Origin of the sequence: Sodalinema sp. (assembly GCF_046483825.1) — a bacterium.
Taxonomy (GTDB): domain Bacteria; phylum Cyanobacteriota; class Cyanobacteriia; order Cyanobacteriales; family Geitlerinemataceae; genus Sodalinema.
Genome location: NZ_JAWOCL010000165.1, coordinates 1 through 14,601, shown reverse-complemented (window position 1 = coordinate 14,601; position 14,601 = coordinate 1). Strand labels below are relative to the sequence as shown.

Below are 14,601 nucleotides of genomic sequence, written 5' to 3'. Positions count from 1 at the left end.
GGGTTAGAGAAAACTTCCTATCTGTTGTTGCCTGTTGCCTTCTTTTCCCCAGTTTTTTGTCCAATTCAGACCAACTTTTGCTATTGTGAAGCGTTGGCGATCGCCCACAAATCCACTAACCCCAGGAGTAGCGTCAACCCCAAAAGAATCAGATACATCCAAGGTTGAGCCAGAGGGCGCACATCGCGGGTATCAATCCCAGTTTTGGCTTCCACCTGTTTGACTAAACGGGAGAATCCAGCCACACGCATCGGCAACAAATAGCCCTCTCCGGCATCACTGAGAAAATAATAGACCAATCCTCCTTGTCCCGTGGTTCTAGGTTTCAAGGCCTTAACCGATTCCCAAGGGAGGAACCAACCCTTACGAAAAATCTTGGCAAACCAGCCCGGATAACTCACCCCAATTCCAGACTCATCGAGAATCACCCGTTCACTCAAAGCCCCATAGAGCAGAAGCCAACCCAACGCTAACCCCACGCCAAGAACTAGGGGCGGAACGGGGGCGTTGGTGGCTTGGGCGAGAATAGGAAGCGGAACCGTTAATGCTAAATATAACCCCAACAGGGTGATGCGAATCAGGGGGGAAATGCGAAATAGTAAAGGGTCAGAATGCGAGGTCATGGTGAGGGGGGCAAATACTTTTGTACAACCGTCCAGCCACTCCAGGATACCGCTAGAAAGCCTAGGGCCAGCAACAGGTTGCTGGTAATATGGAGTCGCCGCATCTGGGGCTGTTTGGGATGAATTCGCCAACCGGTCACCGCTGAGGTGAACACCAAGGTCACCACCGTCAATCCGGCGGGGAGATGCCAAGAATGGCCCAGACTCCCGTAATGGCCTAACGTCCCAATCAGGCCAATGGCCAGCAAAAACAGCACCAACAGCACCAGGCTAATACCTAGTCCTCGATGGGCCAGGGGAATCCAGGCGGGACGAGGGTGTTGGCGACGGCGAGCGTTCCAGAGCGTGAGGCCACTGATGGCGAGTAACCCATAGGCCCCTAATGACAGTCCCATAGACCAAGCCGCGAAGCGCCATAACCAGAGAAAGGACGGAAGATCCACAATACAAACCCCGAAGCTGCGTTGACTTCGATTTTACCGCGACAACAGGGACGATCGGAGGCACAACGTTGATGGACAACGTTAGTGAGTGCGGCGATCGCCCCTGAGGGGAGTCTTCGGTGTTATGGCAATCGGCCCAGAACTAACGTCTAGTCAACCGAAGCTAGGGCCGGGGATTTGCAATCATCCGTTCCCGGTCTAGGACTTGATCGGGGTAAGGGTTCATGATTCTTTACATCTTCTGGATCCCCTTTTGCGGTAGAATCGCTTTCACCGTTAACCTCCGGTTCTGCCTCCGCCTCTGTCTCCGGTTCAGTCGTGACTTTCAAGCGTTTGCAAGAAATGGTGTCCGAGAGAATCGCACTGGCCATCATTCCGGTGTGGATTTCGAGTTGAGCTTGGGGCATCGCCTCAAAGACAAGTCGCTGTCCAGGAAACACAACCCGCTCAAAGTACCAGTTTTGAATATTGGTGATGCGGGCGATTTGGATCTGGCTAGTTGCGTTGATATAACAGCAAAGGATCGGGTCGGAGCTGTCCTTCGGTAAGGGATCGAGTATTTGAGCCATAACGTTTGAGCGTCTTAGTCTAGTTAAAATCTAAAGCGATTGTTATATCCGAAGACTAACACCTAGCGATCCCAGGTGGCTGTAAAAGCGAATACCAACTCCCTAAAAAGACATCACCTCATCATCGGCGGCCGAGGCTCTTAAACCCTAGATTAGCTGGCTTTTAGTGATATTCGGGGCAATTATCGGTGCGATCGCGCCGCAAATAAGCCCTAGCCTCCTCCTCCGTCGAGATCCCCCCGTTGGCGCACCTAGACTCCCGCCGTGGGGCGTCTGAAATTGGCATCAAAATTTTATTTTTTTTTTCGATTTATCCCTGATCGCTCTCAGCCGTCCTCTGAGATGACCCATCTGAGCAAGGTTAGGAAACAAATGTTATGGTGAAAATTAAAGATATATGAAGCGTTTTTATGACGACCAACCTCGATCGCGTCCTCTATGTCCGCCTTCCCTGTAACCCCATCTTCCCCATTGGGGTGGTGTATCTCGCCGATCATCTACACAAACTCTTCCCCGAGATTAAACAGCGAATCTTCGATCTCGGGGCCATTCCCCCCTTAGACTTCAACGGCGCCCTAGAACGCTGTATCGACGAGTTCCAACCCCAGTTACTCGTCTTCTCCTGGCGAGACATCCAAATCTACGCTCCCGTGGGCGGACGCGGTGGCAATCCGCTACAAAATGCCTTTGAGTTTTACTATGCCGACAATCCCCTCGTCAAGTTACGAGGCGCCTTAGGGGGATTGCGCCTGGCCGGATCGTACTACGGCGAACTCTGGCGTAACCTGGGACTGATTCGTCAAGGCTTAAAACGAGCCCGCCGCTACCATCCCCAGGCCCGGGTGGTTGTCGGAGGAGGGGCCGTCAGTGTCTTTTACGAGCAACTCGGCCGCAGTTTACCCAAAGGAAGTATTATTTCCGTCGGCGAAGGAGAGGCCCTATTAGAAAAACTACTGCGGGGACAAGAGTTCCAAGACGAACGCTGTTACATCGCCGGCGAAACCCAACCCCGAGAGCGTCTGATCCACGAAAAACCCGCTCCTATTGAAAAAACGGCCTGTAACTACGATTACATTGCCAGCATTTGGAGCCAGTTTGACTATTACTTTCTCGATCAAGACTTTTACATCGGCGTTCAGACTAAACGCGGTTGTCCCCATAACTGCTGTTACTGCGTTTATACCGTCATTGAGGGCAAACAAGTCCGCATCAACCCCGCCGATGAAGTGGTCGCTGAGATGCGCCAACTCTATGATCGAGGGATTCGCAATTTCTGGTTCACCGACGCCCAATTTATCCCCGCCCGCCGCTATATCCAGGATGCCATGGAACTCCTGCAAAAAATCGTGGATTCAGGGATGGACGATATCCATTGGGCGGCTTATATTCGCGCCGATAACTTGACCCCAGAACTCTGTGATCTGATGGTCAAAACGGGGATGAATTACTTTGAAATTGGCATCACCAGCGGCTCTCAGGAGTTAGTCCGCAAGATGCGGATGGGGTATAACCTGCGGGTGGTGTTGGAAAACTGCCGCGATCTCAAAGCCGCTGGGTTTAATGATTTGGTCTCCGTCAACTATTCTTTTAATGTCATTGACGAGACCTATGAGACCATTCGCCAAACCATCGCCTATCACCGGGAGTTGGAGCGAATTTTTGGTCGTGAGAAAGTCGAACCCGCTATTTTCTTTATTGGCCTACAACCCCACACCCACTTGGAAGACTACGCCTTTGAGCAGGAGGTCTTGAAACCGGGATACAATCCCATGAGTTTAATGCCCTGGACGGCTCGGAAACTGCTCTGGAACCCGGAACCCCTTGGCTCCTTTTTTGGGGAGGTGTGTCTCGAAGCCTGGCAACGCAATCCCAATGATTTTGGCCGGGAGGTGATGGACATTTTAGAAGAACGGCTTGGCTGTGCGGAGTTGGAGGAAGCTCTCAGTGCGCCGATGGTGGACAAATTGCCGCAAGACGCCACGACGTTAGTTCAGGTTTGACGGTTCAGGTTTAAAGGTTTGGGTTGACTCGGTGACCCCCTGGAGTTTTTCGCGAAACTCTGGGGGGTTTGCTGATCCTGGGGAGGATCTTGGGCCGGGGAGTTTAACGAAACGTGACAGGTCGGGTGCGTCGGGCGATCGCTCGGTCACAATAGAAAAGACTCTGAAAATTCTCTATAACATCAAACGAATTATGGAAGCTGCTGAACGATTACTAGAACGCTATGCTGCTGGCGAGCGTAACTTCCGAGATTTGGATCTGTTTCGTGCCGATCTCAATGGGGCTGACTTGAGTGGGGCCAGTTTCTTTCGGGCCAACCTGTTTGGGGCGAATCTCTTTCGAGCCAATTTGATTGGGGCGACGTTTTATAATGCCACCTTAATCGGGGCTAACCTGTATTGCGCCACTCTCAGTGGGGCGGATCTCAGTGGGGCGAACCTGACCTGTGCTAATTGTGAAGGGGCCGATCTCAGTGGGGCCGATTTGACAGCGGCGGATCTCGGGGGCGTTGATTTTAGTCACGCCAATCTCAGCTACGCCAATTTAACGCGCAGTAATTTGATGCGGGCTAGTCTGGTGGATGCGAAACTAGACCATACGAATTTTACGGGTGCGGATTTGAAATGGGCGAATCTCAACGATGCTCAACTGAGTGAGACTCAGGTGCGATCGGCCCAGTTCGCTCATGTGATCGGCTTGACGCCGGAGTTACAGGCTCGCTTACGAACTCAAGGGGCGATTTTGTCGGCCTAGAAGCCGTTTAAGAGCTTTGTTGGGGTAGGGGGGCGAACAGGAGTAGTCCGGCGGCGATCGTGAGGATAGAGGCGGCATAGAAGACACTGGCCAGGCCCCAAATGTTCAAAACTACCCCCAGAACAACGGGGGAGGCAAATTGCCCCAGAAAGCTAATCCCTGTACCCACGGCTAGGATACTGGCTCGCAGTTCAAAGGGGGAGACGTTGGCCAGGGCGTTGTAGAGGTTGGGTAAGACGATACCAAAGCCTAAACCAAAAATAGCGGCGACGACCAGCACTCCCCTTAAGTCAGTTATCCAAGGAATGGGGGCTAGGGTGGCGGCCATGACGCCAAAGCCTAGGGCGGTTGAGCGGTTTAAGCCGATCGCCTTCGCCAGAGGTTTAGCCCCAAAGGCGGAAATTAACGCCGCGCCGATGGCCCGGGCGGCCAGAACCAGACCGTTAAGTTTAGGGGTTAAGCCGAGGGCTTGATCGAGGTAGATTGGGGCATAAATCACGACCGCATACATGGCGATGGAGGATAATCCCATGGTGACGAGAAGTCGGGCGGTGGGCAAACGGGAGAGTTCGCGAGTGAGTTGACCTCCTAAGCCTTTAGAGGTGCTGGATTTTGCGGCCAGGGATTGGGAGTCGAAGGCGTAGAGGCCGAGGAGGGCTAGGGGAAAGGCCAGACCGTTGAGATAAAAGGCATATTGCCAGTGGCTATTGCCGACTAGGCCCCCGAGGAGGGGGTAGATAATGCCGGTTAGGGTGAGAACGGCGGTGGCAAAGCCTAACATCCGGGTTCGGGCTTCTCCTTCGTAAAGTCGCCCTAAGACCCCTAGTGAGGAGGCGGCTAGGCCTCCACAGGCAATGCCCAAGAGTCCCCGTACGAGGAGTAGGGACCAAAAATTGGGCATCCAGGCCCCCATGACGCCGAAAATCCCATAGAAGGTTATGGCGGGAAAGAGGACGCGGGAGGGACCGATTTTGTCGGCGAGGAGGCCGAGGAGGGGGCTGAATAGGGCCAGGGTGAGACAGTGAAAGCTGGCTAGGGTTCCCCCCCAGGCTAAATCAATGTTTAGTTCTTGCATCAGATCCGGCAAGACGGGGGCGATCGCTCCGCCGGCCATGGTGGTCAGGGAACCGGCACATAAAACGACGGATAGCCTTAGTGTCTCGCGGCTAAATGGTTGACCCCAATCTGTCATACTGCCTCCACAGACTTAAAAGAAAGTGATATATCATTGCACATCGCGTCCGAGACTCCTATTTTGGAGGATCGGTCGGGCGATCCACAATTGCACTCTGGCAAAATCTCAACTGTCCTCATGGCGATGAGACGTAAGCGGAGCAAATCCTGCTATCATCGCTGTACCTTGAACGATCCTATAGTGGGACGATTGCTTAGAAAATCTATGGGTTATGTCATTTTGCCTGGCTCGGGAGCGGTTCGATTGAGATCGCGGCAGATTAAACCCCTCATTTTAGCGGGGAGTTGGCCGTTGCGATCGCGGCAACGTGCCAGTGGTCTTGCCTGTCAGCGGGAATAACAGGTATCTTATCTAGGAAATTAAACTGAGATGTTAGAAACGGCAGCCCATCGGCTATCAAGACCAACGGTGAGGGGAGAAAGCTAGTGCAAGTTATCCAAGAATATGTGCAGAAGTTACACGCACACGGGTTTTACCCCGATGAGTACATCTGTCACGGTAAACAGGGCAATTTGATTGATATTGAGGAGCCGGTTAGTCAAAGACGACTGAAGGTTTTAACGTTCTGTACCAATGATGTCCTCGGACTGGTTCAGCATCCTCAAGTCAAGCAGGCGGCGATCGATGCCATTGTTCAGTATGGAACTTCGAATAGTTCCTGTGAGGCCTTGAGTGGTCGGATTGATCTGCACCGCCAACTCGAACAGGAAATTTCTGAGTTTAAGGATCTCGCCCATACCCATTTGTTTGTGAATGCCTGGATGGCGTTACAGGCCCTGATGGATGCGTTCTGTCATTTGGCGATCCCGATTCCTGGATTTCAACATACGCGAGAAACGCTGATTCTCAGTGATGTCCTCAATCACGGTTGCATCATCTCGGCGGTCGCTAATGCCAATAATCGCTCGGGTAAGGTGTTCAGTCAAAGCCCGACGGTTCGGGTGAAGGCCTATCGCCACAATGATGTGAATGATCTCGCTCGCAAGCTGCGACGCTATGCCAAACCCGGCGATCGCATTATGCTGATTTCCGACGCGGTGTTCTCGATGGACGGGGATATCGCCCCATTACCGGAGTTCCTCGATGTGATGGAACAGTATCCCGGTAGTGTCATTGTGATGGATGAGGCTCACGCGAGTGGTTCCATTGGTGCCTCGGGACGGGGAATTTATGACCATTTCGGGATTTCACCCCAGGATGTGATTCGGCGGGGGATGGTTCCGATTATTATGACCACCTTCTCGAAGTTTGCGGCTTCGGCGGGGGCGGCGTTGAGTAGTCCGAGTCCGGAATTGAATGATTTGCTGACGGTGTCACCGACGTCGATTGGTACGATTTCTCTACCGCCTCCGATTACGGCGGCGGCCTTGGAGAGCATTCGTCAGGTTCGTCAACATCCGGATTTGGTGCAGACGCTTCAGGCGAATACTCGTTATCTGCGATCGCGCCTGGTTGAACATGAGTTCCAGGTGATTGGCGAAACAAACGTGATTCCGGTGATTCTCTCTCCTGAGATTAATCCTAAATACTTTGCCCGCCATCTGATGGATCGCTATGGGATTTGGATTTCACCGATTTGGTTTATCGCTAAACCTCGGATGCGGATTACAGCCAATGCTCTGCATACGAAGGAGGAGATGGATCGCCTCGTCGAAGCGATGGTGGAAACCCGAGCCGCTATGCTATCCTCGACGGCAACCGTTAGTGCCTAACTCAACAAAGATGGGTCAGATCACGATTCGTCCAGTCGCTAGTGAGGGCGATCGCCGCCAGTTTTTAGAGGTGCCCCAGTTGGTCTATCGCGATGATCCCAATTGGGTTCCTCCTCTGACGGCCTCGATCGCCGCCCAATTATCCCCCCAAGACAACCCCTTCCTCAGTTATGGGGAGTTTCAAGGGTTTTTGGCGTTGAATGACCAGGGACAGGCGATCGGGCGTATTGTGGCCGCGGTCAATCAGCGGTTGATTGACCGCGAGGGTAAGCGTATCGGCCTATTTGGCTATTTTGAATGTGTCCAGGATGTCGCCGCCGCCGAACAGTTGTTCGAGGCGGCGTTGTCTTGGCTGCGCGATCGCCAAATCGAGGTGGTGCGCGGCCCCGTTAACCTCTCGACTCACAATAACTGTCTGTTTCTCGTCGAGGGCTTCGGTCGCCCCCCGATGATGATGATGCCCTATAACCCGCCCTACTATCCCCAGTGGCTAGAGGAGATGGGTTGGCTTAAAGCCAAAGAGGCTTACGCCTATGATTTCCCCATGGAGCCATTATCAGACAGGTTCGAGAAAGCCTATCGCATCGCCCTCAAATCCGGGGTCACCTTCCGCCCCATTCGCACCAAAGGGGAGGGCTTTGAACAGGATGTTCGCAGTCTGTACCAGTTATTTACTCAAGCCTTCGCCAATAATTGGAGTTCGACTCCCCGCACGGAAGCCGATTTTTTGGCAGAAGCCCAACAGCTAAAAACCCTTGTTGACCCCGCGATTTTCCCCATCGCCGAAGATAATGGCGAGATGGTGGGCTTTTTTATGGGGCTACCGGACTACAACATCGCCTTAAAACAGGTCAACGGAACCCTAAATGTTTGGGGATTGCTCAAGTTTCTCTGGTATCGCCGCCAAATTAAGCAAGCGCGCATGATTACCCTCTGTGCGTTGCCCGAATACCGCCGTAAAATGGTTCCCTTAGCTTTGGTCTATTTAACCATGAAAGGGGGGGAGAAACGGGGCTACCAGCGGGCGGAATTGTCCTGGATTTGGGAAGACAACTACCCCTCTCGCCGGATTACGGAAGCCTCTGGCGGGGTGATTGCTCAAACCTATCGGGTGTACGAAAAACAGCTTTAAAACCTCAGCCGGGGTAAACGACATGAGTTTACCCCGGCGGACTGGTTTAGATTTCGTCCCAACCTCCAACACCGGAGGACATCACATAACTGGTGACTTGCGCTTCAAAGAAGTTCGCTTTCGTGTGGCCCTCGGCTTTGGTATCGGAGAATCGCTCTAGGTGAGTGTAGGGACTCTTTTGATAGCGGGGTTCGGGATAAAGAGGTTTCAAGCCAATGGCTTTGAGACGGATGTTGGCCAGGTATTTGGTGTATTGTTCGGTGCTGTGTTCCGTAATCCCGAGGATGTTATTCCCCACGATGTGATTCGTCCATTTACATTCATGTCGAACGGCGGTGTCCATCATCTCATAGACCGCATCTTTGGAATGGGGAAAGATGGCCATGGCTTCGGGAAGAAGTTTTTGGAACAGCCGCACATGACTGAGTTCGTCCCGATTTATCATCTTGAAGATGTCGGCACTTCCCGGCATTAACATCCGGGAGGCAAAATTGTAGAAGGCAATAAATCCGTTGTAGAAATATAATCCTTCAAGAATGTAGTCAGTAACCAAGGACATGAAGTAGTTTTCCACGGTAGGATTATCAACATAGCGTTGATATTGCCCAGCAATGAACTGACAACGGTCTTTTAACACCTTATCGGTGCGCCAAAAATCGTAAACCGCTGAGCGGCGATCGCTGGGGATAATGGTCTCAATCATGTATTGATACACATATGTTCAGTTAAGGGCGCAACTCCTCAACCCGTCGCCTTTCGGCAACTGCTACCTGTCACCAGGTAGGTCAGACTATATCATACTCCCGTTTCTAATCTGCTTTAGGGAGTCCCCCCGTTTCCAGTGCCATTGGCTTGCACTGTACTCTCTTTCGAGATAGTCGTTGAACCTTGAGTTAAACCGTGTTTTTGTTTGACATCCATATAGGCATCTTGGTTGTTCACAACTGCATTAATCAGGGAGAAAGATTGCTGTTTGGTTAAACCTAACTCTGGTGCTAGGTATTCCCGATAAATATCAGTCCAGGATTTACCAGAAAGAACCTTTGATGCGATATCACCCGCTACGTCACGGCTGTATTTAACCTGTCTCAAGCCGGTATCAAAAGCGTGTTTCATATTTTCTGCGTGACTTACGGCTTCGAGGTTTTCAATCCGGTTATCGGTTTTTACGCCGTTTTTGTGATTGATTTCTTGATGCAAAGAATCAAAATCTGGATTGAAGGTTTTGTAGCAAGCGATATGAACCGCAATAGTTTTTCTGTTTCGTTTCCCCTTTTTGAGAATGTAGTAAGTGAACCGTAGATAGCCTATAGAATCTTTTTGAGAGACAACTAGCTTCTGTTTTGAGAAGTTGAGTATATCACCAGATTTGCTGATAAAATACTGCTTCGTTTCCAACCAGTCCATTCGGAAGAACTCTTTACCTTCAAATCGAGTAGTCTGTTTAGGGATTTGGTTAAACCAAGGATCAACCCAATACAGGTTTTCTAAGGAAAGGTTTGTGTTGTCGCCATCCAGGTAGCAAACGGTGTGCTGCCCATCTGACGGCATTCCTAGGTAGGTTTCGGCTAATAGCTCTGCTAGAAGGCGCATTTTACGTCGGATAGAAACCCTTATACATCCTTTGGTGTTAACTTTAAGAAGTCGGCTTCCCTTTTTGACTACTCCATCAATAGATATTGAGTATTCCGGGGCGCTAGGTAGTTGTTTCACGGTTTAAGCTCCTTGGCTGCTGATTGTCTCAGTGTTAACATATTATTGAGACTTCCCAGCAATTAGAGGGGTTTGCGACCGCCATTGCTGACGGAAGGAGCTATTGGTTAACTCTGGTTATGGAGAGCTTCTTGACTGATTTGCTCTGCCATACACATGGAGACTTCAGGTGCGGTAATACTCACCTTCAGCTGAGGTAAATTCACCGTTTGTACAGAATCCAAAAAGGTAAGATAGGACAAAATCCCATCAAAGGCCCGCCGTTCATCGAGAGTGAGATTCACATAGTCGGTGACATCCTGGGTAATATCGAGTTTTTCAGCAACCCAGAAATTTTCCCGCATTTGGCGATATAAGCCAACGGCCCAGTTGTAGCGAACATCGTTCAGTTGCATTAGGTTGGTGGTGTCCCCAAACCAAATACTCCGATGTTCAGGGTCATCATTTCCTTGGGGATTGAAAATTGGATTGACTGGCATCCGAGATGGATGCGTCGTGCTTGGACTGTAGGTCATAAAAGTACGAAAATGAGTGCATTTGACGATTTTAATTATAACAAATTTTACCAAAAAACAAGACCCTTAATTTTTTATTTATTTGGTTCTTCTGGGTTTAGGGTGATAAGGAGGATTTATGGCAGATTACATCCGTTGCGGTAGGGGCATAACCCACCCCAACCCCTCCCAGGAGGGGAAATTTTTCGCCCCTACAATTTGGTATCCCATGCAACCAATTTCAGCCGATATCCTGAAGACCCATTTATTTTGGTTGATTTATTTTGGAGATTTTCACAAAAAAAAGACGTACCGAAGTACGCCTTAGATAATCAAGCTAGACTCGCGATTTAATTCGCACAAGACACACAGCCATCTCCGGATTCTTTGAAATTATCCTTCTGAACGGTGCGAATGTAGTAAATCGCCTTACAACCGGACTCCCAAGCCAAGACTAAGGTTTCAAAAATATCCTTAGCTTTAATGCTGCGTTCCGGCTCATCGGGGAAATAGATCCCAGCATTGAGGTTGAACATCAACTCCATGGAAATCCCTGTATCAATCCATTGCTGCATCGTCGCCACGGCTTTTACGACTTGGGTTTGAGGGATGGATTTGTTTTCCGTGTAGTACCAGAAGCGATCCTTAATATAAGGCGGCGCAATGGGAACGGTTCCTTTGGCCCATTTGTCGTAGAAAAAGCGGCTGTAGGTGGGGAGAATGCTGGCGGTGCAGCCTTGAACCAGGGAGGAGGAGGTGTTGGGGGCGATCGCCGTAATATGAGAGTTACGAATCCCATGGCGTTGAATATCCTGGGAAAGCTGTTGCCAGCGTTGGGGATGACGAGAATGCTCATCAAACCAGGCGACGGGTTTAGCGCCAATCAGATGTCCCCGACTCCATTCACTCCCAGAAAATGCCGCATAGGCGCCTCGTTCCCGTGCTAATTTCATGGAGGCTTCGGTGCAATAATAACCGATATCTTCAAAGAGATGGTCAATCTCCTCGATATGGCTGTAGGAGAGTTTCCGTTTGGCGAGCCAATCGGCTAATCCCATGGCCCCAACGCCAATGGTGCGATATTTATCATTGTGAGTTTCGCTGGCGGCGAAGGGGGTTTGTGTAATCTCGATGGTGTTGTCGAGAATGCGAACGGCAATTTCACAAATCTCGGGGAGTTCCTTGGCGTCAATGTTGGCGAGATTAAGGCTATCGAGGTTGCAACAATGGGCCTCTGTCCCCGGTTTTACATTAGACCAGGATTCCTGACATAAATTTCCTCCTGGAATATAACCCTCGTGTTTATTCGGATTGGCGCGGTTGGCGGTGTCTTTGAACCAGAGATAGGGCATCCCGGTTTCGACTTGAGTCCGCATGATGTGCTTAAACAAGTCCCGCGCCTTGACTTGTTTGTAAAGCGTAATGGTGTCTCCTAAGCTGGCTTCGATATCCCGGTAAGCTGCTTCAAATGCTTCTCCCCATAATTCAGCCAGTTCAATGCCAAGTTTATCCCGCACTTCATAGGGGTCAACCAACGTCCAGGTTTCCGCTTTGACAACCCGCCGCATAAACTCATCACTGATGACGAATTGAGGAAAAATATCGTAGGCTTTGCGTCGTTGATCCGTTTGTGTTCATCTTGATTCGCTACGTCAAGACTGTCCAGTTTGGACGACTCACACTTTCGCGTAAGACCAGACTATATCTTAATCCTAGATCTAGGATTCCCCCTACTTCCATTCGCTTGAATGTACTTCCTGACGGAATAGTCGTTGAACCTGATTCATCTTAGAGAACCTCGGCTGCTGATTGCCCATTGTTACATCTGCTCTATTTTCGACCGTCACACTTGCTATTTCTAGCTATGTTGTGGTTAGGACAGCTTTAGGGGTTCCCAGCAATTCAGGGGGTGCAATTATGCCATTACTGACATAACGGGCTAAACATTAACCATTCTCTGTTTGACATTCGAGAAATTCAGGAATGTCTAAGTGCCAACTATCTAGGCTTACCGTGACTGCGCCGGCGCGTCGTCCCATTTACGTTCAGCTAAGGTCGTTAGTCTTAGCCCGTTACCTTTCGGCAACTGCTACCTGTCACCAGATAGATCAGACCATATCACACTCCCGTAAGGAGCCTCCCCATTTCGCCTCACTTGAGGCTACGAGCCATCACGCTCTGGTCGTTGAACCTTGAAATAATCATGATACAGATGACCCCAGGATTTGCCGGATTTTATAGCACTGATATTACTATGGTTTACACCATAGAACTTGGCTATTTCACCGACAGGTTCTCCGTTTCTCAACCGTTCGTAAATGTCCAAAACATCCGTCTCTGAGAGCTTGGCGCTGCTGTTACCTGCGCCTTTCTGTCGGACGGCTATCTTCTCCGAAATGTTATCCCAAAGACCATTGCTAATAGCATGATCTTTGTTTTCTTGGTTCGTCACCCATTCAAGATTTTCTACCGAGTTATTGAGCTTATTGCCGTCAATATGGTTAACTTGAGGTTTTTGCTCAGGATTTGGTATAAACAGCTCTGCGACTAGACGGTGGATGCGGTAAGATTTAGCACCTTGCAAACATACTTGCAAATACCCTTTTTTATTTAAGCTGGGTTTAATTGGTTTATGGGTGCGGATGCGTAAAACTATGCCCTCAGAGTTCACAGCGTGTAAAGGAGAAGCGGGAACTACGCGAAACCCAGGAAGCGCGTCAACGCCGAGAGTTTCGTTTTTATCGTAGATTTCCGTCTTCATTTTCTTTTTTACGCCGTCATATCCCCTATTTAAATCTTCCGCTAGTTGTCTTGCTGTTAAGGAAAGGTAGTTATCTTTTAGGTATTGAACCTCCTGTTCTGACCATTTACGTGGAATCATGATTACTCCCTTGGCTGCTGGTTGTCTCTGTTATAGCACCAAAACTATTTTAATTGGTTGACATTTAGAGAGTTCCCAGCAATTAGAGGAGTTTGCTACCGCCATTGCTGACGGAAGGGGCAGATTATTTACCCTGATTGACTGCGATCGCCGTATCGTTGAGGAGTTTAATCCAAGGAATCACCCCACCCGAGGCGTTGGGTTTGCCCATCACCCAAGAGCCGGTGGCGCGGATGCGGCTGACGTTGACTCCAACCCCACCGCCATTTTTGGAAATGCGGGCCGTGTCGGTGATGGTTTCAAAAATGCTTTCGAGGTTATCATCCATGTCGGCGATGAAACAGGAGGAGAGGGAGCCGCCGGGAACTCGAAGATTCGCTAAAATCGGGGTGGCGAGAGAAACCTTACGGGTGGCAATGGCTTCATAGAAGCGTTTGGCCCACTTCAGACGCTCACCCGGAGCCTCGACGGAGGCCAACAACAAGGCACAGGTGAGCAGAGCTTCCTGGGGGAGTTCGTCGGGCAACAGATAGCGTTTCGTCAGCAAGACTGCCCCGGCATAGTCGTAGTCCATGTCCCAGTCCGGGTTAATCCACTCTGAGGCCGCTTGCAGTTCATCCAAGGTGTACGTCAGAATACGAGAGTCATAACTCTGGGATTGCACCTTGGCGAACACTGTACGAGCGTAGTCACCATATTGATAGCCCCGACTGACAAGGGTGTCTTTCCACAGGCTCCAGATATGGAGTCGTCCCGCGACATAGCGCCAATCCGGCTCCCCAGGCGAACACATTTCTAGGGCGCAGCTAATGAGGTTGTTTTGAATGTCCCGTGTCGTCACCCCAGTCCGCAGACGAGCGGTGAGTCCAGCTTCTAGGGCGATGGGACTGGCCTCAAGTCCTTCACAGGCCCAGTTGACCACACGCCGGATTTTCGTGACATCGAGCGGGGTGGACGAGCCATCCCGGCGAATGACGGAAATCTTGGCAGCTTGGGTGGCAATGGCGTTGAGTTCTAAGGTTGAGTGTATGGGGACTGTCGTCATAAGTGCTGTACTAGCTCTACTCACAGTGGTTTCAATCGTC

Annotated in this window: 15 protein-coding genes and 1 pseudogene; 5 read left to right on the top strand and 11 right to left on the bottom strand. The window is 50.5% G+C overall.

Annotated elements, in window-relative coordinates; all coding sequences use genetic code 11:
* Nucleotides 1-80 precede the first annotated feature (80 nt).
* The 3 genes from R6U67_RS10775 to R6U67_RS10765 form a co-directional block, all read right to left on the bottom strand.
* On the bottom strand, nt 81-623 hold the full coding sequence (locus R6U67_RS10775; RefSeq protein WP_410252545.1) for a hypothetical protein: 543 nt from the start codon (nt 621-623) through the stop codon (nt 81-83).
* Entirely contained in the window at nt 620-1,066 is a 447-nt protein-coding gene (locus R6U67_RS10770) for a DUF4079 domain-containing protein (protein WP_410252544.1), read from the bottom strand. Before R6U67_RS10770 ends, R6U67_RS10775 begins: the two co-directional genes overlap by 4 nt.
* A gap of 149 nt (nt 1,067-1,215) precedes the next feature.
* Nucleotides 1,216-1,635: a DUF1830 domain-containing protein gene (locus R6U67_RS10765; RefSeq protein WP_410252543.1), complete on the bottom strand. Its 420-nt coding sequence runs from the start codon at nt 1,633-1,635 to the stop codon at nt 1,216-1,218.
* Between the two features lie 410 nt (nt 1,636-2,045).
* Between R6U67_RS10765 and R6U67_RS10760 the strand changes: the two genes are divergently transcribed.
* Together R6U67_RS10760 and R6U67_RS10755 are read left to right on the top strand one after the other, a co-directional pair.
* Nucleotides 2,046-3,635, top strand: a complete 1,590-nt coding sequence (locus tag R6U67_RS10760; protein ID WP_410252542.1) for a photosystem II high light acclimation radical SAM protein — start codon at nt 2,046-2,048, stop codon at nt 3,633-3,635.
* A 193-nt stretch (nt 3,636-3,828) separates the two neighbouring features.
* Nucleotides 3,829-4,389 (top strand): pentapeptide repeat-containing protein, encoded by a 561-nt coding sequence (locus R6U67_RS10755; RefSeq protein ID WP_410252541.1) that lies wholly within the window; start codon nt 3,829-3,831, stop codon nt 4,387-4,389.
* 7 nt (nt 4,390-4,396) lie between these two features.
* Here R6U67_RS10755 and R6U67_RS10750 read toward each other — a convergent pair whose 3' ends face one another.
* Nucleotides 4,397-5,581, bottom strand: coding sequence for an MFS transporter (locus R6U67_RS10750; protein WP_410252540.1), 1,185 nt, complete (start codon nt 5,579-5,581; stop codon nt 4,397-4,399).
* Nucleotides 5,582-5,788: 207 nt separating this feature from the next.
* On the opposite strand from R6U67_RS10750, the gene R6U67_RS10745 reads away from it, so the two are divergent.
* The 3 genes from R6U67_RS10745 (at nt 5,789) to R6U67_RS10735 (ending at nt 8,428) form a co-directional block, all read left to right on the top strand.
* The gene (locus tag R6U67_RS10745; protein WP_410252539.1) at nt 5,789-5,923 is read left to right on the top strand and encodes a hypothetical protein; all 135 of its coding nucleotides are present in this window, start codon (nt 5,789-5,791) and stop codon (nt 5,921-5,923) included.
* 86 nt (nt 5,924-6,009) lie between these two features.
* A complete protein-coding gene (locus R6U67_RS10740) occupies nt 6,010-7,296 on the top strand; it encodes an aminotransferase class I/II-fold pyridoxal phosphate-dependent enzyme (protein ID WP_410252538.1) in 1,287 nt (428 codons plus the stop codon).
* 10 nt (nt 7,297-7,306) lie between these two features.
* On the top strand, nt 7,307-8,428 hold the full coding sequence (locus R6U67_RS10735) for a GNAT family N-acetyltransferase (protein WP_410252537.1): 1,122 nt from the start codon (nt 7,307-7,309) through the stop codon (nt 8,426-8,428).
* Nucleotides 8,429-8,474: 46 nt separating this feature from the next.
* On the opposite strand, the gene R6U67_RS10730 is transcribed toward R6U67_RS10735, so the two are convergent.
* From R6U67_RS10730 to R6U67_RS10700, 7 genes and pseudogenes are all read right to left on the bottom strand, one after another.
* Complete coding sequence (locus R6U67_RS10730; protein WP_410252536.1) at nt 8,475-9,131, bottom strand: ribonucleotide-diphosphate reductase subunit beta; 657 nt, start codon at nt 9,129-9,131, stop codon at nt 8,475-8,477.
* A 116-nt stretch (nt 9,132-9,247) separates the two neighbouring features.
* Nucleotides 9,248-10,141, bottom strand: coding sequence for an HNH endonuclease signature motif containing protein (locus tag R6U67_RS10725; RefSeq protein WP_410252535.1), 894 nt, complete (start codon nt 10,139-10,141; stop codon nt 9,248-9,250).
* Between the two features lie 107 nt (nt 10,142-10,248).
* Nucleotides 10,249-10,656, bottom strand: coding sequence for a ribonucleotide-diphosphate reductase subunit beta (locus tag R6U67_RS10720; RefSeq protein ID WP_410252534.1), 408 nt, complete (start codon nt 10,654-10,656; stop codon nt 10,249-10,251).
* A 329-nt stretch (nt 10,657-10,985) separates the two neighbouring features.
* Nucleotides 10,986-12,254, bottom strand: a pseudogene (locus R6U67_RS10715) (ribonucleoside-diphosphate reductase subunit alpha); the annotation flags it as partial.
* A gap of 327 nt (nt 12,255-12,581) precedes the next feature.
* Nucleotides 12,582-12,674: a hypothetical protein gene (locus R6U67_RS10710; protein ID WP_140409130.1), complete on the bottom strand. Its 93-nt coding sequence runs from the start codon at nt 12,672-12,674 to the stop codon at nt 12,582-12,584.
* A gap of 122 nt (nt 12,675-12,796) precedes the next feature.
* Nucleotides 12,797-13,516 carry an HNH endonuclease signature motif containing protein gene (locus R6U67_RS10705; protein ID WP_410252533.1) on the bottom strand — a complete coding sequence of 240 codons (720 nt, stop codon included), beginning with the start codon at nt 13,514-13,516 and terminating at the stop codon, nt 12,797-12,799.
* Nucleotides 13,517-13,640: 124 nt separating this feature from the next.
* The gene (locus tag R6U67_RS10700) at nt 13,641-14,561 is read right to left on the bottom strand and encodes a ribonucleotide reductase N-terminal alpha domain-containing protein (RefSeq protein ID WP_410252532.1); all 921 of its coding nucleotides are present in this window, start codon (nt 14,559-14,561) and stop codon (nt 13,641-13,643) included.
* Nucleotides 14,562-14,601 lie beyond the last annotated feature (40 nt).

What these genes read in the sequence shown, in the direction of transcription:
- R6U67_RS10755 (WP_410252541.1), top strand. Translation starts at nt 3,829, where the DNA reads ATGGAAGCTGCTGAACGATTACTAGAACGCTATGCTGCTGGCGAGCGT.
- R6U67_RS10730 (WP_410252536.1), bottom strand. Translation starts at nt 9,131, where the DNA reads ATGATTGAGACCATTATCCCCAGCGATCGCCGCTCAGCGGTTTACGAT.
- R6U67_RS10775 (WP_410252545.1), bottom strand. Translation starts at nt 623, where the DNA reads ATGACCTCGCATTCTGACCCTTTACTATTTCGCATTTCCCCCCTGATT.
- R6U67_RS10745 (WP_410252539.1), top strand. Translation starts at nt 5,789, where the DNA reads ATGGGTTATGTCATTTTGCCTGGCTCGGGAGCGGTTCGATTGAGATCG.
- R6U67_RS10705 (WP_410252533.1), bottom strand. Translation starts at nt 13,516, where the DNA reads ATGATTCCACGTAAATGGTCAGAACAGGAGGTTCAATACCTAAAAGAT.
- R6U67_RS10720 (WP_410252534.1), bottom strand. Translation starts at nt 10,656, where the DNA reads ATGACCTACAGTCCAAGCACGACGCATCCATCTCGGATGCCAGTCAAT.
- R6U67_RS10750 (WP_410252540.1), bottom strand. Translation starts at nt 5,581, where the DNA reads ATGACAGATTGGGGTCAACCATTTAGCCGCGAGACACTAAGGCTATCC.
- R6U67_RS10765 (WP_410252543.1), bottom strand. Translation starts at nt 1,635, where the DNA reads ATGGCTCAAATACTCGATCCCTTACCGAAGGACAGCTCCGACCCGATC.
- R6U67_RS10760 (WP_410252542.1), top strand. Translation starts at nt 2,046, where the DNA reads ATGACGACCAACCTCGATCGCGTCCTCTATGTCCGCCTTCCCTGTAAC.
- R6U67_RS10700 (WP_410252532.1), bottom strand. Translation starts at nt 14,561, where the DNA reads ATGACGACAGTCCCCATACACTCAACCTTAGAACTCAACGCCATTGCC.
- R6U67_RS10710 (WP_140409130.1), bottom strand. Translation starts at nt 12,674, where the DNA reads ATGGGACGACGCGCCGGCGCAGTCACGGTAAGCCTAGATAGTTGGCAC.
- R6U67_RS10735 (WP_410252537.1), top strand. Translation starts at nt 7,307, where the DNA reads ATGGGTCAGATCACGATTCGTCCAGTCGCTAGTGAGGGCGATCGCCGC.